This is a genomic window from Streptomyces endocoffeicus, assembly GCF_016741935.1.
Classification (GTDB): Bacteria; Actinomycetota; Actinomycetes; order Streptomycetales; family Streptomycetaceae; genus Streptomyces; species Streptomyces endocoffeicus.
In genome coordinates this window covers 47601-66644 of the sequence record NZ_JAERRG010000012.1, presented here as the reverse complement: position 1 = coordinate 66644, position 19044 = coordinate 47601, and the positions used below count along the sequence as shown (strand labels likewise).

Sequence of the window (19044 nt, the reverse complement as noted above, 5' to 3'; positions counted from 1 at the left end):
CTTGTGGGGCTCACTTCCCCCAGAAGGCGTTGGCGGCGTCGATGTCCTCGACGCACTGGTCGATGTCGCTGATCTTCCCGCCGACGATGGTGAAGAACAGCCCGGTCTTCATGTCCAGCGTGCGGTTGCCGCGCTCGGCGCGGACGTGGTGGCCGGAGATCACATGACCGCGCCCGTCGGGCATCACCGTCTCCAGATCGACCCGCAGCGTGCCACCGGTCTCCTCGAACTCGGTGCGGTACAGCCGCATACACGCGTCCCGGCCCTTGTGGTGTCCGGAGATCATGTTGTCACCGGGCACATGCTGCATGACGTCCGCCGTCAGCAGCGTGGAGAGGGTGTCCAGGTCGCCCTGCTGGAACGCGGTGCATGCGCGGCGCACCACGGCGGCATCGGGGTGCTCGCCCATGGTCATTCACACCTTTCGTTCTGATTGATACCTCTCTATCCCCTTCTATCCATCGTCCGCCCGCCCCGCGGGGCTGTCGATAGGCTCGGCGCCATGCCGCCTCGTGCCCGTGCCCGCAGCTATGACCCCGCCAAGACCAGGACCGCCGTGGTCGCGCAGCTCCGGCAGGTGCGGAAGGCGGCCGAGGGGCTGGACGAGACCGCCCTGGACGCCCCCACCCGGCTCGGCGACTGGACGGTCCGGGAGCTGATCGCGCATCTGGCGATGGCCGTGACATCGGTCGTACGGCTCCTGGAGCGGCCCGCGCCGCCCGCGCGCGAGGTCACCGTCACCGGCTGGGCGTCGGCGGTGGCCGGGCATGCGGGGCCGATCGACGACGACACCCGCGCCCTCGCGGCGGACGCGGACCCGGGCGAGCTGCTGGAGCGCGCCGAGGCCCGGTTCGCCGAGGTGGCCGCCGTCGCCCCCGCCGACCGGCTGCTGGCCGCTCGCGTCGGGGCGATGCGGCTGGACGACTACCTGGTCACCCGCTGTGTGGAGCTCGTGGTCCACGCCGACGATCTGGCCGATGCCACCGGCGTCCCGGTGCCGCACGACCGCCAGGCGCTGGCCACCGCCACCCGCGTACTCGCCGACGCCCTCGCGGTGAAGGCGCCCGGCGGCTCGGTCGAGGTCCGGGTCCCGCCGTTCGCCGTGATCCAGTGCGTCGAGGGCCCCCGGCACACCAGGGGCACCCCGCCGAACGTCGTCGAAACCGATCCGCCGACCTGGATCCGCCTCGCCACGGGCCGTCTGACCTGGGCCGAAGCCCTGGAGTCCGGGCCGCTGACCGCGAGTGGCGACCGCGCCGACCTCTCCGCCCACCTCCCGGTGCTCGGCTGACGGGCCCGAGATGTGATCCTCGCCTCGGACGGGCGGCCCCGCCCCCGGCCGTGCCCAGGTCGGGCGCGGGTCCCGGGGGTCCGCGAGCGGCGCGGGGAATGTGACTTACGCCCTCCTGACGGGTCCCTCGTTCGGAGGCACCGCCGAACTGGCCTAGACTCGATGACGTGCCACGTGGTGACGGACGACTCAGCCACGACCTGCTCCCCGGTGAGAAGGGCCCCCAGGACGCTTGCGGCGTCTTCGGAGTCTGGGCACCGGGAGAAGAGGTCGCCAAACTCACCTATTTCGGGCTGTACGCACTGCAGCACCGTGGACAGGAGTCCGCGGGCATCGCGGTGAGCAACGGCTCCCAGATTCTCGTCTTCAAGGACATGGGCCTGGTCTCACAGGTCTTCGACGAGACCTCCCTCGGCTCCCTGAGGGGCCATATCGCGGTCGGTCACGCCCGCTACTCCACCACCGGAGCCTCGGTGTGGGAGAACGCGCAGCCGACGTTCCGGGCCACCGCCCACGGCTCGATCGCGCTGGGCCACAACGGGAACCTGGTCAACACCGCCGAGCTGGCGGAGCTGGTCGCGGCCCTGCCCCGCGACGGCGGCCGGGCCACCCAGGTGGCGGCCACCAACGACACCGACCTGGTCACCGCCCTGCTCGCGGGCCAGGTGGACGAGGACGGCAAGCCGCTCACCGTCGAGCAGGCGGCCCCCGTCGTGCTGCCCAAGGTCAAGGGCGCTTTCAGCCTCGTCTACATGGACGAGCACACGCTGTACGCGGCGCGCGACCCCCAGGGCATCCGGCCGCTGGTCCTCGGCCGCCTCGAGCGCGGCTGGGTGGTGGCGTCCGAGACCGCCGCCCTGGACATCGTGGGCGCGTCCTTCATCCGTGAGATCGAGCCCGGCGAGATGGTCGCCATCGACGAGAACGGGCTGCGCTCCACCACCTTCGCCGAGGCCCGCCCCAAGGGCTGCGTCTTCGAGTACGTGTACCTGGCCCGCCCCGACACCGACATCGCCGGGCGGAACGTGTACCTCTCCCGGGTCGAGATGGGCCGCCGGCTGGCCAAGGAGGCCCCCGCCGAGGCCGACCTGGTGATAGCGACGCCCGAGTCCGGCACCCCGGCCGCCGTCGGCTACGCCGAGGCCAGCGGGATTCCGTACGGCTCCGGGCTGGTCAAGAACAGCTATGTGGGCCGGACCTTCATCCAGCCCTCGCAGACCATCCGGCAGCTCGGCATCCGGCTCAAGCTGAACCCCCTCAAGGAGGTCATCCGGGGCAAGCGCCTGGTGGTCGTCGACGACTCGATCGTCCGCGGCAACACCCAGCGCGCCCTGGTGCGGATGCTCCGCGAGGCCGGGGCCGCCGAGGTCCATATCCGGATCTCGTCCCCGCCGATCAAGTGGCCGTGCTTCTTCGGCATAGATTTCGCCACCCGCGCCGAGCTGATCGCCAACGGTCTCTCGGTCGAGGAGATCGGCAAGTCGCTGGGCGCCGACTCGCTGGCGTTCATCTCCACCGACGGCATGATCGAGGCGACCACGATCGCCAAGCCGAATCTGTGCCGGGCCTGCTTCGACGGTGAGTACCCGATGGACCTGCCGGATCCGGAGCTGCTGGGCAAGCACCTCCTGGAGTCCGAGACCCAGGCCCCGAGCAGCGGTGACGCCGACGGTGTGACGACGCTGACCGCCGGTGTCGGCGGCGGCGACGCCCTGCGCCGTCCCTGAGCGCCGCCCTGCCCGTCATCCCCGATACGAAAGATCTCAACGTCATGTCCGAGTCCGGGTCCACCTACGCCGCCGCGGGCGTCGACATCGAGGCGGGCGACCGCGCCGTCGAGCTGATGAAGGAGTGGGTGAAGAAGGCGAGCCGGCCCGAGGTCGTGGGCGGCCTCGGCGGTTTCGCCGGGCTCTTCGACGCCTCCGCCCTGGCCCGCTACCAGCGTCCGCTGCTCGCCTCCGCCACCGACGGGGTCGGCACCAAGGTGGACATCGCCCGGCGGATGGGCGTGTACGACACCATCGGCCGCGACCTGGTCGGCATGGTCGTGGACGACCTGGTGGTCTGCGGTGCCGAACCGCTGTTCATGACCGACTACATCTGCGTCGGCAAGGTCTACCCGGAGCGCGTCGCCGCCATCGTCAAGGGCATCGCCGAGGGCTGCACCCTGGCCGGCTGCGCCCTGGTGGGCGGCGAGACCGCCGAGCACCCTGGGCTGCTGGGCGCCGATGACTTCGATGTCGCCGGGGCCGGTACGGGCGTGGTCGAGGCCGATCGGGTGCTGGGCGCGGATCGCATCCGAACGGGTGATGCGGTGATCGCCATGGCATCGTCCGGACTTCACTCGAACGGGTACTCACTCGTCCGCCATGTGCTCTTCGACCGGGCCGGCTGGGCGCTGGACCGTGATGTGCCGGAGCTCGGCCGGACGCTGGGGGAGGAGCTGCTGGAGCCCACCCGGATCTACTCGCTGGACTGCCTGGCCCTCACCCGCACCACCGAGGTGCACGCCTTCTCGCACATCACCGGCGGCGGGCTCGCCAACAACCTCGCCCGGGTCATCCCCGAGGGGCTGGGCGCGGTCGTGGACCGCTCGACCTGGACCCCCGGAGCGATCTTCCAGCTGGTCGGCGAGGCCGGTTCGGTCGAGCGCCTGGAGCTGGAGAAGACCCTCAACATGGGCGTCGGCATGATGGCGGTGGTCCCGGCGGACTCCGTGGATGTGGCGCTCACCACGCTCGCCGACCGCGGCGTCGAGGCCTGGGTCAGCGGTGAGATCACCGAGCGCACGGCCGGGGACACGGAAGTGGTGACGCTGACCGGTGACCATGCGGGCTGAGATGGCCGCGCCGTGTGCGCGGACAGCACAGAAGCCGGTCCGAGGTGGGTACCCCGGACCGGTGGAGGTGTGCGGCGATATGCCGAGCGCCTGGAACGTGTGGTTCAGGCGCGGCGACGCTGCGGGGACGGATCGGACTGTTCGTCGTCCTCGTCCTCATCGTCGTTGTACAGATCCGCGTACTGTGCGTACGGGTCGTCGTCCAGCTCATCGTCCTCGAACCGCTCACCATTCGGCGGTGGATTCGTTGGCGATGCGCCCAGCTCCTCGGCCAGGCGTGAGAGATCCGTCCCACCGCTGTTGTACTTCAGCTGGCGGGCGACCTTCGTCTGCTTGGCCTTGGCCCGGCCGCGCCCCATGGCTCGACCCCCTCAACGACGGGGCTCGACGGCCCCAGAGTCTTGACACGCGTTCACGTTCATAAATCGGAGCGGACTCTCAAAAGAGAGACCGGTCCGTAGGGCTTCAACGGTACCTGCTTCTGTGGCCATACGGTACGTCGCCCACACGACGTGCCACGAGGCAGAACCCGCGAGGAGCCCGTTCCTCGCTGGTCAGCTGCGATTTTAACGTGTCTTGTGCGCCGACCCGCCGACGGGTCGTGAGGGATCTCTCCTCGATGGCTTCCAGGGGGCTCTCACGCTCCCCGTACGGCCGCCTCCGGCAAGGGTCCCGCACGGCCCGTCCACGCGGCCTCACACCGCTTCTCAGACGCTCTCAGACGCTTCCAGCGGTCCTCGGGCGCCCCGTGGCCCATGCCCGTGGCATCTGCCAGGCCACGGCTCAGGCGTCATGGCCCTCCGCCATCCGGTGCTCGGCCAGCCGGTCGGCGGCCGCGGCGGGCGGGATGCCGTCGGTCTGTGCCCGATCGAATATGGCCAACGTCGTGTCGAAGATCTTCGCCGCCTTGGCCTTGGCCCGGTCGAAGTCGAAACCGTGCAGCTCGTCGGCCACCTGGATGACACCACCGGCGTTCACCACGTAGTCCGGCGCGTAGAGGATGCCGCGGCCGTCCAGGTCCTTCTCCACGCCCGGATGGGCCAGCTGGTTGTTGGCCGCGCCGCACACCACCCTCGCGGTCAGGACGGGCACCGTGGCGTCGTCCAGGGCGCCACCGAGCGCGCACGGGGCGTAGACGTCCAGGTCGGCGCGGATCAGCGCCTCGGTGTCCCGGACCGCCCGCACGCGGGGGTGGCGGGCCAGCACGCGGTCCACCGACTCGGTGCGCACATCCGTGACCACGACCTCGGCGCCGTCCTCCAGCAGGTGCTCCACCAGGTGGTGGCCGACCTTGCCCACCCCCGCGATGCCGACCCGGCGGCCGCGCAGCGTGGGCGCGCCCCAGGACGCCTGGGCGCTCGCCCGCATCCCCTGGAAGACGCCGAAGGCGGTCAGCACCGAGGAGTCGCCGGCGCCGCCGTTCTCGGGGGAGCGGCCGGTGGTCCAGGGGCACTCGCGGGCGACGACGTCCATGTCGGCCACATAGGTGCCCACATCGCAGGCGGTGACGTAGCGACCGCCGAGGGAGGCCACGAAGCGGCCGTAGGCGAGCAGCAGCTTCTCGGTCTTGATCTCCTCGGGATCGCCGAGGATCACGGCCTTGCCGCCGCCGTGGTCGAGCCCGGCGAGCGCGTTCTTGTAGGACATGCCGCGGGCGAGGTTGAGCGCGTCGAGGAGCGCCGCTTCTTCGGGGTGCTCCTCGGAGGCGTAGGCGTGGAAGCGGGTGCCGCCGAGGGCCGGGCCGAGGGCGGTGGAGTGGATGGCGAGGACGGCTTTCAGGCCGCTCTCCCGGTCCTGGCAGAGCAGTACCTGCTCATGCCCGCCGAGATCGGAGCGGAACAGTGTCGAAAGCGGTGAGAGAGGGTTCGGCACGCGACTCTCCGTCGGACCGTCGGCGCTGACGGTGTGACGTACGTCGGTCACGGTGGTGACTCCCATAGGTCGGGGTAGACGCCCTCCTGGGCTGGTGGGGAGGGCCGTGGGCAAGAGGGTAAGCCCTGGGGGTCCGGGGGATCGGCCATGTCCCCGACGAGTCCGTATGCCGGGCATGGGACGATGCCGTCAGGTGGGGGTAAGGGAGCCCCTGGCGGTGGTCTCAGCCTTGAGGGAGCGCGTGTGACCTTGGCGTCTTCGGTGATTGTCCCGTACGCGGCGTATCTCCGGGTCTATGAGCCACTGGCAGCGTTTCCGGAGCCGGAGAGATCGCACTGGGCGCGGTATGCCAAGCGCGACGACCTGCCCGGTGCGCAGGACGAGCTGCGCCGCTCGCTCGCCGACCTGCTGCCGGTGCCCCCGGTGGCGGTTCCGGTGCACGAGAGCGCGGACGCCTTCGTGGCGCTCGTGGACGGCGTCACCTGTGTCTGCCCGTGGCGTACCCGGCTGAGGGGCTGGATGGCCCTGGAGGAGCTCCCGGAGCGCCTTCCCGGGCCCCTGCTGGACGCGGCCCTGCCCCCGGTGGTGCGCCGGCAGGCGGTGGCCGACTTCGAGCGGTGGCTGGAGCGCAACCCGGACGCCCGGCCGTGGATCCGCTCGGCCACCTGGCATGTGCCGGTGCGCTGGTTCGTGCTCTTCGGGGACGAGGAGCGCGAGTTCACCAAGGGTGACGACGGTCTCATCCTCCGCTACCGCACCCCAATGGTCCAGGCCAGGCGCCGGGTGGCGCGTGGGCTTAAGGTGCTCAAGGAGGCTCTCGGCGAAGGGCCGCTGATCGACGGGCTGGTGGACGTCGGCCGGTGGCTCGAGGAGTTCCACCCCCGGTCGTTGGTCGAGCTGGACTACGGCGGCCTGGTGCACACGCTGCCGGCCGGGCAGCTGGAGGACGACCACTCGGCCGCGGATGTGGCGGAGGGCCTGGCGGCGCTGCGCGACGGGGACGGGGAGCGTGCGGGTGTCGCGTACGAGCGGCTGACCGACCGCTGGAGCGTGATCCGCGGGCGGCAGAGCGCGAGCTGAACGCCCGGCCGAACGGGCGCCGGGTGACCGGTTGAGCGGTTCGCCGGAACAGAGGGGACGTAGGTCCCGATCCGGGCCATTGCCTCAATCGTGACCTAAAGCACTGACTTCGGGCCTTGCGGTAATCACCCATCCTCGTGTCAAAATAGGACAAGGAGTCCGGGAGGGACTCCTTCCGCCCAACTATGGGCGGATTCATCGGTATTGCACTCCTTGACGGATCTGGTGACCACTGATCCTGTTGTGACTGATCGTCACGGCCGTGTGACAGTCCGTTATGGCATGGTCCATCGGCTTCCGTCGAGGTTGGTCACCTGAGAGGGCAATTCCATCGGTTTGGCCGACGGGGCTGGACAGATGGTGTAGTTGTAGTGCCGAGGACAAGCCGTTCGTCCTATAACCGACTCGGCCCGCGTCCGCCATTTCGGGCAACGTGGGTCAAGGTGCAGAATTTAGAGGAAAGAACCGTGATGGTTCGGTTCTCCCGAGGAGGCCGCTCATGACCGCTCGCACCCCTGATGCCGAGCCGCTGCTGACCCCGGCTGAGGTTGCCACGATGTTCCGCGTGGACCCGAAGACGGTCACTCGCTGGGCGAAGGCAGGCAAGCTCACGTCGATCCGCACGCTCGGAGGGCATCGGCGCTACCGCGAAGCGGAGGTCCGTGCTCTTCTTGCGGGCATCCCGCAGCAGCGCAGCGAGGGCTGAACAACCGCATAACCGGGCATTTCCGGGCGACCCCAGCCCGGCTTTCGCCTGTATTGGCTCCACCACGACGGGTGCCTGCCCCAACAGGCCCTCCACCGCTCGACATGGGTGCGTCGTTGATCGCGCTGGACTCCGCCGGGTCCGGCGCGATCTTTTTATGCCCTGGGACAGCCTTCCGGAGGGTGCCTCCAGGGGTCTTCAAGTGCCCCTGGAAGCGCAATCGTTCGCGTTGCGCGGGGTGGTCCGCAAGGGGCTCGGGGAAGCTCGCGGAGCGCTTTCGGGGGGCTCGTGGGGGTCACGGACAGAGGGTGCAATTGCACATATTAAATTGACCGGTGGTGAGCGGGGTGTAAGTTCCCTCACTCCGGAAACTCATTCGGTGACTCCCGTCACACTGCCCAACCCTTGCCCTGTGTCCAGTGGTTGCGCTAAAGGGCAACCGCGGTAAGGGCTTACCGAGTTGGCGGTGGCGAGGCCGCCGTCGTCTCCTCGCGCTTCTCGTGTTCGGCCCCGTCACCCGCCCCGTCACCCGCCTCGTCACCCGCCTCGTCGGCCGCCGAGTGCTCCATCGCCAGCCGCAGCAGGCGATGGCAGATCGGACAGTGCCGGGTGAAGTGGCGGTTGCCGACGGCGGCCGCCAGATGGGCGCGCAGCAGCGCCCTGGTCTCATGCCTCGCGGACGTCGTCATACGCCGCACCTCCCGCGCACCCCCGCGCACACCTTTTAGCTTGGGTACCTCTGTATGTGGTGTGCCGTCAAGACGCAGAAGGCCCGGATCCATGAACGGATCCGGGCCTTCCGGGTAAGCGGTCCTGACGGGATTTGAACCCGCGGCCTCCACCTTGACAGGGTGGCGAGCACTCCAAACTGCTCCACAGGACCAACAGTGACGCGTGCGGCTCAGCCGCCGTGCGCCGCGCTGTGTGCGCTGCGATGCAGACTCTACAGCAGGTCAGGGGGTGCGGTCGAACTCGCGCCCGGCGGGGCCCCGGCGGGCCGCCGGAGCCCCCGGGACACCCTTACGGCGCCGCCGCGTCGATGGCCTTGACGATGCGCTTGTCGGACACCGGATAGGCCGTGCCGAGGGCGTGCGCGAAGTAGCTGACCCGCAGCTCCTCGATCATCCAGCGGACCTCCAGCGCCTCCTGGGGCACCGGGCGCCCCGGCGGGAACTGCTCCAGCAGCCAGGCGTACTCGTCCCGCATCTCCCGCACCTTCGCCATCCGGGCGCGGTCCCGGTCGGCGTTGCCCGGAAGCTGCTGGAGCCGCCGGTCCACGGCCACCAGATAGCGCATGAGGTCCGGAAGCCGCCGTACGCCGTGGGCGGTCACGAAACCTGGTGTGATGAGCTCCGAGAGCTGCTCCCTGATGTCCGTGAGCGACGTCAGCAGCACCGGGCTGCGGGTGGCCTTCAGCCGCCGCTCGCACGACTGCCAGGCCGCCAGCACCTCCTGGACCTTGCGCACGGTGTCCAGCGTGGCGTCCATGATGTCGCCGCGGACGGCGTCGAAGAGCTTGCGGAACGATTCCTCGTCCCAGGCCGGGCCGCCACGGGCCGCGATCAGCCGGTCCGCCGCCGCGGCCACACAGTCGTCGAACAGCGCCTGCACACTGCCGTGCGGGCTGCTGGAGAGCGCCAGCTTGGCCTGGTTGGAGAGCTTGCCCTGGACGAACTTCGCCGGGTTGGACGGCAGCTGGAGCAGGATCAGCCGGCGCGTCCCCCGCCACATCGCCGCCCGCTGCTCGGCCTCGGTGTCGAAGAGCCGTACGGCCACCGAGGAGCCCTCGTCGACGAGCGCCGGATACGCCTTGATCGGCTGGCCGCCGCGGCGCGTCTCGAAGGTGCGCGGCAGCGTGCCGACCGTCCACCGGGTCAGCCCGCCGCGCTGCTCGATCCCCACGGCCTCCTTGGAGGACTCGAACGCCTTGGAGATCGCGGCCCGCGTCTTCGGCCGCAGCCGCTGCCCCAGCGCCTCCAGGTCCTTGTCCTCGGCCAGCTTGCGGCGCCGTTCGTCCACCACCCGGAAGGTGATCTTCAGGTGGTCGGGGACCTTCGTCAGGTCCCAGTCCTCCGGCTCGATCCGTACGCCCACCATCCGCTGGAGCTCCCGCCCCAGCGCCGCCGTCAGCGGCTCCTGGAGGGGGACAGCGCTTTCCAGGAACCGCTTGGCGTAGTTGGGCGCCGGGACGTAGTGCCGGCGGACCGGCTTGGGCAGCGAGCGGATCAGCTCGGTGACCAGATCCTCACGCAGCCCCGGGATCTGCCAGTCGAAGCCGTCGGGGGTGACCTGGTTGAGCACCTGGAGCGGGATGTGGACGGTCACACCGTCCGCGTCCGCCCCCGGCTCGAACTGATAGGTCACCTTGAACTTGAGCTTCCCCTGGCGCCAGGAGTCCGGATAGGAGTCCTTGGTGACGCCCTGCGCCCGCTCGTTGATGAGCATCGACTTCTCGAAGTTGAGAAGCTCCGGCGCACTCCCTCCTTCGCGTCGCTTGTGCTTCCACCACGAGTCGAAGTGGGCGCCGGAGACCACATGCTCGGGGATCCGCTGGTCGTAGAAGTCGAAGAGCGTCTCGTCGTCCACGAGGATGTCGCGGCGCCGGGCGCGGTGCTCCAGCTCCTCGACCTCGCCCAGCAGCTTGCGGTTGTCGTGGAAGAACTGGTGGTGGGTGCGCCAGTCGCCCTCCACCAGGGCGTTGCGGATGAACAGGTCGCGGCTGGTCTCGGGGTCGATCCGGCCGTAGTTGACCTTCCGCTGGGCGACGATCGGCACCCCGTAGAGCGTGACCCGCTCATACGCCATCACCGCGGCCTGCTTCTGCTCCCAGTGCGGTTCGCTGTAGGTGCGCTTGACCAGGTGCTGGGCGAGCGGCTCGATCCACTCCGGCTCGATCTTCGCGTTGACCCGCGCCCACAGCCGGGACGTCTCCACCAGCTCCGCCGACATCACCCACCGCGGCGGCTTCTTGAACAGCGCCGAGCCGGGGAAGACCGCGAACTTGGCGCTGCGCGCGCCCACGTACTCGTTCTTCTCGGTGTCCTTGAGACCGACGTGCGACAGCAGCCCGGCCAGCAGCGAGGTATGCACGTGGTCCGGCGCCGCGTCCTGCTCGGACATATGGATGTCCATGGTCTTGGCGACCGTGCGCAGCTGGCTGTAGATGTCCTGCCATTCGCGTATGCGCAGGTAGTTGAGGTACTCATGGCGGCACATCCGGCGGAACGCGGAGGAGGACAGCTCCTTCTGCCGCTCCCGGACGTACTTCCACAGATTGAGGAAGGCCAGGAAGTCACTGGACTCGTCCTTGAAGCGGGCGTGCTGCTGATCCGCCTGCTGCTGCTTGTCCGAGGGGCGCTCGCGCGGGTCCTGGATGGACAGCGCCGCCGCGATCACCATGACCTCGCGGACGCACCCGTTGCGATCCGCCTCCAGCACCATCCGGGCCAGCCGCGGGTCCACCGGCAGCTGGGCCAGCTTCCGGCCGACCTCGGTGAGCCGCTTGCGCGGGTCCTTCTGCTTGCCGTCCAGGGCGTGCAACTCCTCCAGGAGCTGGACGCCGTCCTTGATGTTGCGGCGGTCCGGCGGGTCGATGAAGGGGAACTTCTCGATGTCGCCGAGGCCGGCGGCGGTCATCTGGAGGATGACGGAGGCCAGATTGGTCCGCAGGATCTCGGCGTCGGTGAACTCCGGGCGGGTGACGAAGTCGTCCTCGGAGTACAGCCGGATGCAGATGCCGTCGCTGGTCCGGCCGCAGCGGCCCTTGCGCTGATTGGCGCTGGCCTGGGAGATCGGCTCGATGGGCAGCCGCTGGACCTTGGTGCGATGGCTGTAGCGGGAGATCCGGGCGGTGCCCGGGTCGATCACATAGCGGATGCCGGGGACGGTCAGCGAGGTCTCCGCCACGTTCGTCGCCAGCACGATCCGGCGGCCGGTGTGTCTCTGGAAGACCCGGTGCTGCTCGGCGTGCGACAGCCGCGCGTACAGCGGGAGCACCTCGGTGGATCTGAGCTGCTTCTTGTTCAGCGCGTCGGCGGTGTCGCGGATCTCCCGCTCACCGGAGAGGAAGACCAGGATGTCGCCCGGACCCTCGGCCTGGAGTTCGTCGACCGCGTCGCAGATCGCGGTGATCTGGTCGCGGTCGCTGTCCTCGCCGCCCTCCTCGAGCAGTGGGCGGTAGCGCACCTCGACCGGATACGTACGCCCGCTGACCTCGACGATCGGCGCGTCGCCGAAATGGCGGGAGAAGCGCTCCGGGTCGATCGTGGCGGAGGTGATCACGACCTTGAGGTCGGGGCGGCGGGGCAGCAGCTGGGCCAGATAGCCGAGCAGGAAGTCGATGTTGAGGCTGCGCTCATGGGCCTCGTCGATGATGATCGTGTCGTACTGGCGCAGCTCGCGGTCGGTCTGGATCTCGGCGAGCAGAATGCCGTCGGTCATCAGCTTGACGTGGGTGTCCTGGCCCACCTGATCGGTGAAGCGGACCTTCCAGCCGACAGACTCGCCGAGCGGCGTCCGCATCTCCTCGGCGATGCGCTCGGCCACCGTGCGGGCCGCGATCCGGCGCGGCTGCGTATGGCCGATGAGGCCCTTGACGCCGCGCCCCAGCTCCAGACAGATCTTCGGAATCTGGGTGGTCTTCCCGGAGCCGGTCTCACCCGCGACGATCACCACCTGGTGATCCCGGACGGCCTCGAGGATCGCGTCCCTCTTCTGGCTGACCGGCAGCTCTTCCGGATAGGTGATGGCCGGCACCGCGGCGCGGCGGTCCGTGACCCGCAGCTCGGCACGCGTCATCTGCTCGGCGATCTCGCCGAGCACGGCCGCACGGGCCTCGGGTTTACGGATCCGGCGCGCACCGTCGAGTCGGCGGCCCAGCCGCTGCTGGTCGCGCAGCATCAGCTCGGGCAGCCGCTCCAGCAGGGCGGGCAGGGCGGGGGCAGGCGTGGTGGACATACGGATCCAAGGATCTCACCTCCGGAAAACGGCTGGCGAACCATTTCCGTCCGCGCCGTGTTGTGCGATATGTGCGATATGTACGGGCTCATCGCTTTAGCGTGATCTCATGGCCGATGACCTGGCGCAGCGCCCCGAGCCCGAGCCCGAGCCCGAACGCCGATCACCGCGGTGGGGGTGGCGGGCCTTCAAGCGGTCCCCCTACTTCCCCGCGACGGTCATCGTGCTGATCATCTCCGCGGGCGCCGGGCTCTTCGCGGGCTCGTACACCTACGCCTTCGCGAACCCGACCCCCCGGAACGTCCCCACCGCCGTCGTGGTCCCCGACCACGGCGCCGCCCCGCTGAACCGGTTCCTCGCCGGGATGGAGCAGGCCCTCAACGCCTCCCTCCGGCTGCATCCCTACCCCAGCTACGCCAAGGCCCGCTGGTCCCTGGAGGAGCAGCGGGTCTTCGCGGTCCTCCAGGTGCGCGGCCGCGGCGTACGGATGGATGTGGCGAGCGCGGCCGGGGCGACCGTCGCCCAGGTGCTCGGCCAGGCCGCGGGCAAGGTCGGCCGGGTATCCGGGGTGCCGGTCACGGTCAAGGACGTGAAACCGCTGCAGCCCGGCGATCCACGCGGCCTCGCGGTCTTCTACATCTCCCTGGCCGCCACGATCATCGGCTTCCTCGGCGCCATCCAGCTCAGCGTGAACGCCTCCGAACTCAACCCGGCCGAACGGATCGCCTTCATGATCGCGTACGCCCTGCTCGGCGGGTTCACGATCGCGGTGATCGTCGACCAGGGGCTGGGCGCGCTCCGGCTCCCCTTCCCGGAGTCCTGGGCGATCCTGGCGCTGACGATGTTCACCTCGGGGCTGGTGTTCTCCATGTTCAACGTCCTCTTCGGGCGCTGGGCACTCATCCCCACCTGGGGTCTGATGGTGCTCCTCGGCAACCCCTCCTCCGGCGGCGCCGTCTCCTGGCCCCTGCTCCCCTCCCTCCTGGGCGCCGTCGGCCGCTGGCTCCCGCCGGGCGCCTCGGTCAACGCCCAGCACACCGCGATCTACTTCCGCGCCCACCAGCACGCCTTTCCGTTCCTGGTGCTGGTGGCCTGGTGTCTGCTGTCCGCCGCGGTCTTCTGGACCTGGCGCCACCGCCACCCGGGCGGACGGCCGCCGAGGGCGACGCCGACGCGGTGCTGAGGGGGTTCTGGGGTGTCCGGCGGGTCTTGACGCCTGCGGCGGGCTGCTCCCCTCCCCGCCCCTCCCCGACACCTGGCGATATGCGGCTCCGCCGCGTGGTGGGGCTCGGCCCCAGGCCCCCGGTCCGGGCTCCGCCCCAGACCCGCAACCGGGGCTTCGCCGACTCCGGTGGCGCCCGCATCCAGGAGGGCGTGGCCCCAGACCCGAAACCGGGGCTTCGCCCCTTCCGGCAGCATCGATATACGGCTCCGCCGCGTGGCGGGGCTCGGCTCCTGGTCTCGGGCCGGGGGCCGTCTCGGGCTTGGGCGGGGCTCGGCTCCTGGTCTCGGATCGGGGGCCGTCCCAGGCTTGGACGGGGCTCGGCCTCAGGCCTCGGGCCGGGGGCCGTCCCAGGCTTGGGCGGGGCTTCGCCCCAGGTCTCGGGCCGGGGGCCGTCCCAGGCTCCGGACGGGGGCTTCGCCCCTTCTCGCGGCATCCGGTATGCGGCTCCGCGGCGTGGTGGGGCTCCGCCCCGGACCCGGGGTCCAGGGGGCGGAGCCCCCTGGTAACGGGAAGGGGCGGGGAGGGGAACAGCCCGCCGCAGGCGGCACCCGGACACACGAAAAAGTCCCTCCCCCGCGATCAGGGGAGGGACTTTCCTAAGGAGCGCCGAGCAGGCCTTGCACCTACATCCCTCGTTTGGAGACGAGTATCTTTCCTTAGACGACCGACGCATCAACTCCCGCCCTCCGGGGCGGCGTTGCGAGATCAACTATACCCCATCCGGGGGATCACAGCCGCCACAGCGGGGCGTCGTACCGCTCGGGCTGAGTCCCGATCAGCAGGGCCCGCAGATCGGCGCGTTGGACACCGCTGAGCCCGAGAACCTCGGTGAGACGGCGGAAGGTGGTGTGGCTGACACCACGGGCGCGGGCCTCCTCCGCGAAGCGGGCGACCCCGGCGAGTACGGCCCTGGGCCGGAACGGACCCTCGGGCGCCGCCCCGAATCGCGCGGCCTTCTCCCGCTCGTAGTCGATCTCCGAGTAGCCGCAGATCTCCCGGCAGTGCCGCTCGGCCTCGGCGAGGCCGGTGGTATCGGCGATGGCCCCGGCCAGCCGGTTCCGGCGGAACGCGGTGTCGAGATCCGCCTCATGAACCATGGCCCCGTCCTCCGTCAGGGGAATGGTGAGCCCCGCGTCCCGTACTTCGCACAGCCCGCGCACCCCCCGCGCCGCGGCCGTGAGCATGCCAGTGGCCTCCGACGGATGCCACTCCATGACGGGCCCGATGGGCGCGACATCGTCGGCGGTCAGCGTGTGGACCACCCGGTCCAGCCGTTCGCGCAGCACCTCCACCGGAATCTCCCCGTCCAGCCCGGGCCCGGCGACCAGCAGCCGGATCTCCGCGTTCACCTGCGCACACGCGGCGAGCGACAGCGCGTCCCCGAGCGGGCTCCGCAGCGTCGGCTCATCGCCGTGCGCGAGGATGTCACCGCCCACGTCCAACAGGTCGATCGATGCCGGGGCCAGATGCTCGATCAGCTCCTCCAGCTGCCGGACCATGCCCTCCACGCCGTGGTGGGGGTCGAGCAGGGCGAAGGTGTGCGGCAGTTCGGCGGCCAGCCGGGGCAGCGTGGACCCGGCGGGCGCCACGGGCTTCGCGTCCCCAGGTACGGCGTACACGCTCGGCGTCAGCGCCCGCAGACCGGTGAAGTCGGCCGCTGCCCGGGGCCCGGGGACGGGGTCGACGAGCAGCCGGTCCCAGGCGTAGGTCAGGACCACCGCCCGATCATCGCCCGTCCCGTGCCCGTACAGGGCCCGGTCGAGCACCGCGGCGGCAACGGCGTCCCCGCCTCCTCCACCCGCCACGATCAGCCGCGTCATCCGCCCAGCGTACGGCGGGAACGGACAATTCCGTCGTACGGGACGCGCGGTCGTCAGTGCGCGGTGAGCCCGCCGTCGACCACGAGCTCCGAGCCGGTGACGAACGACGACTCGTCGCTCGCGAGGAAGAGCATCGCCGGTGCGATCTCGTCCGCCCGGCCGGCGCGGGCCATCGGCGTGCGTACGATGTCCGGCTGCTGATCGCCCTGCTCGTCCAGAAGGTCCTGGATCATCGGAGTGGCGATGACCCCGGGGTGCAGCGAGTTGACCCGTACGTTGTCGCGCGCGTACTCGACCGCCGCGGTCTTCGACAGCAGCCGGACGGCGCCCTTCGACGCCTGGTACGCGGCCGCCGCACCGCTGCCCACCAGCCCCAGCACCGAGGATGTGTTGATCACCGACCCCCTGCCGCTCGCGCGCAACAGCGGCATGGCCGCCTTCATCCCCAGCCAGGTGCCCTTCTGGTTCACCTCGATGACGCGGTCCCAGGATGCCTCCTCGGTGCCCTCGATACCCGGCCAGTCCAGGATCCCGGCGATGTTGACCAGTACGTCCAGACGACCGAAGCGCTCCCTTACGGTGGCGATCACATCGCCCCACGCCGCCGCCGAGGCGACGTCCAGCACGGCCGAGGCCACCTCGGTGCCGCCGCGCTCCTCGATCCGTTCCTCCAGAGCCTTCAGGGGCTCCGGGGCCACATCGGTGAGGAGCAGCCGTGCTCCCTCCTGTGCGAAGAGTTCGGCGGTCGCCGCGCCGATCCCTCCCGTCGCTCCGGTGATCAGGGCGACCTTGTCGTGCAGTCGTCCAGGCATGGGCGCTCCGTTCCTCGTCTCGCTCTCGACCCAAGATTCGACCCAAGATCCGACCCGTGTCTCGACCTGCGTCTCGACCCGAATCCCGGCCAAGTCTGCGCAGGTCAGCGGGGGTCAACCAGGACGCACGCTGCCTGGGTGCGGCACACCCAGGCAGCGATACGGGAACGAGGCCGACGGGCCCGTCAGACGGCCCGGGACTTCACCTCGGCTTCCTCGGCTTCCTCGGCCTCTTCCGACTCCTCCGACTCCTCCGGTTCCTCCGGAGCCTTGCGGCCCTTGAGAACGGCAGGGTTGGTCTCGGGAGCGGCCGCCACGGCGAAGACCGTGACCGCGCCCATGCCGATCATGAACAGCGCGATCGGCCAGGACGCGCCCGCCCACGCGAGCAGCGCGGTGGCGACGATGGGGGAGAACCCGCCGACGATCATCGAAGCGAGCTCATGCCCCAGGGCGAGCCCGCTGTAGGCCACCCGGCTGGCGAAGAGTTCCGTGAAGAACGCCGGCTGGGTGCCGATCATCGACCCATGGCCGATCACGAGCGCCACGAAGATCGCCACGAAGACCAGCACCGGATTGCGCGAGTCGAACATCGCGAAGAACGGAAAGGCCCAGACGATCACCGCGATCGCGCCCCCGATGTACACCGGTCGGCGTCCGACGCGGTCGGAGAGCGCCCCGAACATCGGCATGGCGAACGACTCGAACAGCATTCCCACCACGAGCGCGGCCAGCACCACCCCCTTGCCCACCCCGACCTCGGCCGCGTAGGAGAGGCTGAAGGTGAGGAAGAGATAACTCGCACCGGTTTCGGCGACCCGGGCCCCGAAGGCGATCAGTATCGACTTGGGGTGGGTGCGGATGACGTCGAGGAGCGGCGGGGTGGACTTCTTCGGCTCCGACTCCTTCTCCCGGAACGCGGGCGTCTCCATGATCCGGAGCCGGATCAGGAGTCCGACGGCGGTGAGCAGGATGCCGACCACGAACGGAATACGCCATCCCCAGGCGAGGAAGGACTCCTTGGTGGTCACCGACTGGGTCAGCGCGTAGGCGGACGCGGAGAGGACGAACCCGAGCCCGACACCGGTCTGGCTCCAGGCCGAGTAGAAGCCGCGGCGGTGGCTCGGCGCGTGTTCGCTGACGATCAGCACCCCGCCGCCCCACTCACCGCCGACGGCGATGCCCTGCACGATCCGCAGCACTATCAGCAGCACCGGCGCCCAGACCCCGATGGTGGCGTAGGTGGGCAGCAGACCGATCAGACAGGTGGCGACACCCATGATCACCAGGGTGGTCACCAGCATCGACTTACGGCCGATCCGGTCACCGAAGTGCCCGAAGATGATGCCGCCGAGCGGCCGGGCGAGGAACCCCACCGCGTTGGTGCCGAAGGCGGCGATCGTCCCCACCAGCGGATCGAAGGTCGGGAAGAAGAGGGAGTTGAAAACGAGCGCGGCGGCCGTGCCGTAGAGGAAGAAGTCGTACCACTCCAATGCGCTACCGAACAAACTTGCGATCGCTGCCTTGCGTACTTCGCTCGGGGTGCCCTTCACGTCTGCCATGTCGGCTCTCCAATGCCGCTTCGAATGGGATCACGACCTGCGGCTCGGGTGTGTTGGGGGATTGTTCGCAGCTGGTTCTCATGGCGGGAATCGCGGCGTTCCGCTCACCGGGACAGGACGTGAACCGGCGGCCTTCGGCCGTTCAGGAGGGCTGCACCCGTACGCCTCTCACACGTCCCACGTTCGTGGGATATGCATACTTTCATGCCTTACTCTCCGTCTCGCCTGGTCACGCCTTCACGGTGTCGGTCCCGTCCAGGGGCCCGTGACGAAGGGAAGACACACATGCGTGGAAGGCTCGTCATCGCTGCCGCGGCATTGACCATGGCGCTGACGCCAGGCGTCGCGTCGGCGACACAGGACGGCGACGACCACACGACCGGCTCTTACAGCGCCGAGGCGACCATGCCCCAAGGCTCCGAGGGGACCGGTTCCCACGGCTCCGAGACGACCATGACCCAGAGCTCCGAGGGGACCATGTCCCAAGGTGACGAGTCGACCGGTTCCATCAGCTCCGAGTCGACCGGTTCCGTCAGCTCCGAGGCGACGGCCTCCCAGAGCGACGAGCCGACCGGTCCCCAGAGCTCAGAGGCGGCCGTTTCCCACGGAGCCCCCCGCTCCGACGAGGGCGTGCCCGGCTACGAGGTGGTCACCCTGCCCAATGAGAACGTCCCGAACTTCCAGCGGCGCACGGTGTACTGCCCGAAGGGGAAGAAGGTCATCGGCGGCGGTGCCGAGGCCCGGGGCAACACCGCCATCCTCGTCGGCAGCTTCCCCACCGATGACGCACGGGGCTGGATCGGGCTGGGCCGCCAGACCTCCACCGACAACGTGGGCATCAGCGTCTTCGCGATCTGCGCCAACGTCTGATCGTTAACGTC

At 69.8% G+C, this 19044-nt stretch carries 15 protein-coding genes and 1 tRNA gene; 7 read left to right on the top strand and 9 right to left on the bottom strand.

What is annotated here, in order from left to right:
• Positions 1–10: 10 nt before the first annotated feature.
• Positions 11–409 carry a nuclear transport factor 2 family protein gene (locus tag JK364_RS27620; RefSeq protein WP_201854035.1) on the bottom strand — a complete coding sequence of 133 codons (399 nt, stop codon included), beginning with the start codon at positions 407–409 and terminating at the stop codon, positions 11–13.
• Positions 410–502: 93 nt separating this feature from the next.
• Here JK364_RS27620 and JK364_RS27615 point away from each other — a divergent pair, with 93 nt between their 5' ends.
• The 3 genes from JK364_RS27615 to purM all read left to right on the top strand — a co-directional run bounded on the left by JK364_RS27615 (position 503) and on the right by purM (position 4130).
• Positions 503–1291 carry a maleylpyruvate isomerase family mycothiol-dependent enzyme gene (locus JK364_RS27615; protein WP_201854034.1) on the top strand — a complete coding sequence of 263 codons (789 nt, stop codon included), beginning with the start codon at positions 503–505 and terminating at the stop codon, positions 1289–1291.
• A 167-nt stretch (positions 1292–1458) separates the two neighbouring features.
• Positions 1459–3018: an amidophosphoribosyltransferase gene (purF, locus tag JK364_RS27610; RefSeq protein WP_201854033.1), complete on the top strand. Its 1560-nt coding sequence runs from the start codon at positions 1459–1461 to the stop codon at positions 3016–3018.
• A 44-nt stretch (positions 3019–3062) separates the two neighbouring features.
• Positions 3063–4130 carry a phosphoribosylformylglycinamidine cyclo-ligase gene (gene purM, locus JK364_RS27605; RefSeq protein WP_201854032.1) on the top strand — a complete coding sequence of 356 codons (1068 nt, stop codon included), beginning with the start codon at positions 3063–3065 and terminating at the stop codon, positions 4128–4130.
• Between the two features lie 104 nt (positions 4131–4234).
• On the opposite strand, the gene JK364_RS27600 is transcribed toward purM, so the two are convergent.
• Together JK364_RS27600 and JK364_RS27595 are read right to left on the bottom strand one after the other, a co-directional pair.
• The gene (locus JK364_RS27600) at positions 4235–4489 is read right to left on the bottom strand and encodes a DUF3073 domain-containing protein (protein ID WP_201854031.1); all 255 of its coding nucleotides are present in this window, start codon (positions 4487–4489) and stop codon (positions 4235–4237) included.
• 424 nt (positions 4490–4913) lie between these two features.
• On the bottom strand, positions 4914–6068 hold the full coding sequence (locus tag JK364_RS27595) for a Leu/Phe/Val dehydrogenase (protein ID WP_230992598.1): 1155 nt from the start codon (positions 6066–6068) through the stop codon (positions 4914–4916).
• A gap of 177 nt (positions 6069–6245) precedes the next feature.
• On the opposite strand from JK364_RS27595, the gene JK364_RS27590 reads away from it, so the two are divergent.
• A complete protein-coding gene (locus tag JK364_RS27590; RefSeq protein WP_201854029.1) occupies positions 6246–7082 on the top strand; it encodes a DUF8083 family protein in 837 nt (278 codons plus the stop codon).
• A 499-nt stretch (positions 7083–7581) separates the two neighbouring features.
• The gene (bldC, locus tag JK364_RS27585; protein WP_020869672.1) at positions 7582–7788 is read left to right on the top strand and encodes a developmental transcriptional regulator BldC; all 207 of its coding nucleotides are present in this window, start codon (positions 7582–7584) and stop codon (positions 7786–7788) included.
• 452 nt (positions 7789–8240) lie between these two features.
• On the opposite strand, the gene JK364_RS27580 is transcribed toward bldC, so the two are convergent.
• The 3 genes from JK364_RS27580 to hrpA all read right to left on the bottom strand — a co-directional run bounded on the left by JK364_RS27580 (position 8241) and on the right by hrpA (position 12744).
• Positions 8241–8477, bottom strand: a complete 237-nt coding sequence (locus JK364_RS27580) for a DUF6274 family protein (RefSeq protein ID WP_201854028.1) — start codon at positions 8475–8477, stop codon at positions 8241–8243.
• A 119-nt stretch (positions 8478–8596) separates the two neighbouring features.
• Positions 8597–8671 (bottom strand) — tRNA-Asp (locus tag JK364_RS27575).
• A 137-nt stretch (positions 8672–8808) separates the two neighbouring features.
• Positions 8809–12744, bottom strand: a complete 3936-nt coding sequence (gene hrpA, locus JK364_RS27570; protein WP_201854027.1) for an ATP-dependent RNA helicase HrpA — start codon at positions 12742–12744, stop codon at positions 8809–8811.
• 109 nt (positions 12745–12853) lie between these two features.
• Here hrpA and JK364_RS27565 point away from each other — a divergent pair, with 109 nt between their 5' ends.
• Complete coding sequence (locus tag JK364_RS27565) at positions 12854–13927, top strand: ABC transporter permease (protein ID WP_201854026.1); 1074 nt, start codon at positions 12854–12856, stop codon at positions 13925–13927.
• A 770-nt stretch (positions 13928–14697) separates the two neighbouring features.
• Here JK364_RS27565 and JK364_RS27560 read toward each other — a convergent pair.
• The 3 genes from JK364_RS27560 to JK364_RS27550 all read right to left on the bottom strand — a co-directional run bounded on the left by JK364_RS27560 (position 14698) and on the right by JK364_RS27550 (position 18163).
• Complete coding sequence (locus JK364_RS27560) at positions 14698–15789, bottom strand: DUF1152 domain-containing protein (protein ID WP_201854025.1); 1092 nt, start codon at positions 15787–15789, stop codon at positions 14698–14700.
• A 53-nt stretch (positions 15790–15842) separates the two neighbouring features.
• Positions 15843–16601 (bottom strand): SDR family NAD(P)-dependent oxidoreductase, encoded by a 759-nt coding sequence (locus tag JK364_RS27555; RefSeq protein ID WP_201854024.1) that lies wholly within the window; start codon positions 16599–16601, stop codon positions 15843–15845.
• Between the two features lie 185 nt (positions 16602–16786).
• Entirely contained in the window at positions 16787–18163 is a 1377-nt protein-coding gene (locus JK364_RS27550) for an MFS transporter (protein WP_201854023.1), read from the bottom strand.
• Between the two features lie 285 nt (positions 18164–18448).
• Between JK364_RS27550 and JK364_RS27545 the strand changes: the two genes are divergently transcribed.
• Positions 18449–19033 carry a hypothetical protein gene (locus JK364_RS27545; protein WP_230992597.1) on the top strand — a complete coding sequence of 195 codons (585 nt, stop codon included), beginning with the start codon at positions 18449–18451 and terminating at the stop codon, positions 19031–19033.
• The last annotated feature ends 11 nt before the right edge of the window (positions 19034–19044 follow it).

Coding starts and splice junctions, on each gene's coding strand:
- JK364_RS27620 (WP_201854035.1), bottom strand. CDS start 409: ATGGGCGAGCACCCCGATGCCGCCGTGGTGCGCCGCGCATGCACCGCG.
- JK364_RS27615 (WP_201854034.1), top strand. CDS start 503: ATGCCGCCTCGTGCCCGTGCCCGCAGCTATGACCCCGCCAAGACCAGG.
- purM (WP_201854032.1), top strand. CDS start 3,063: ATGTCCGAGTCCGGGTCCACCTACGCCGCCGCGGGCGTCGACATCGAG.
- JK364_RS27600 (WP_201854031.1), bottom strand. CDS start 4,489: ATGGGGCGCGGCCGGGCCAAGGCCAAGCAGACGAAGGTCGCCCGCCAG.
- JK364_RS27595 (WP_230992598.1), bottom strand. CDS start 6,068: ATGGGAGTCACCACCGTGACCGACGTACGTCACACCGTCAGCGCCGAC.
- bldC (WP_020869672.1), top strand. CDS start 7,582: ATGACCGCTCGCACCCCTGATGCCGAGCCGCTGCTGACCCCGGCTGAG.
- JK364_RS27580 (WP_201854028.1), bottom strand. CDS start 8,477: ATGACGACGTCCGCGAGGCATGAGACCAGGGCGCTGCTGCGCGCCCAT.
- hrpA (WP_201854027.1), bottom strand. CDS start 12,744: ATGTCCACCACGCCTGCCCCCGCCCTGCCCGCCCTGCTGGAGCGGCTG.
- JK364_RS27565 (WP_201854026.1), top strand. CDS start 12,854: ATGGCCGATGACCTGGCGCAGCGCCCCGAGCCCGAGCCCGAGCCCGAA.
- JK364_RS27560 (WP_201854025.1), bottom strand. CDS start 15,789: ATGACGCGGCTGATCGTGGCGGGTGGAGGAGGCGGGGACGCCGTTGCC.
- JK364_RS27555 (WP_201854024.1), bottom strand. CDS start 16,601: ATGCCTGGACGACTGCACGACAAGGTCGCCCTGATCACCGGAGCGACG.
- JK364_RS27550 (WP_201854023.1), bottom strand. CDS start 18,163: ATGGCAGACGTGAAGGGCACCCCGAGCGAAGTACGCAAGGCAGCGATC.
- JK364_RS27545 (WP_230992597.1), top strand. CDS start 18,449: ATGCGTGGAAGGCTCGTCATCGCTGCCGCGGCATTGACCATGGCGCTG.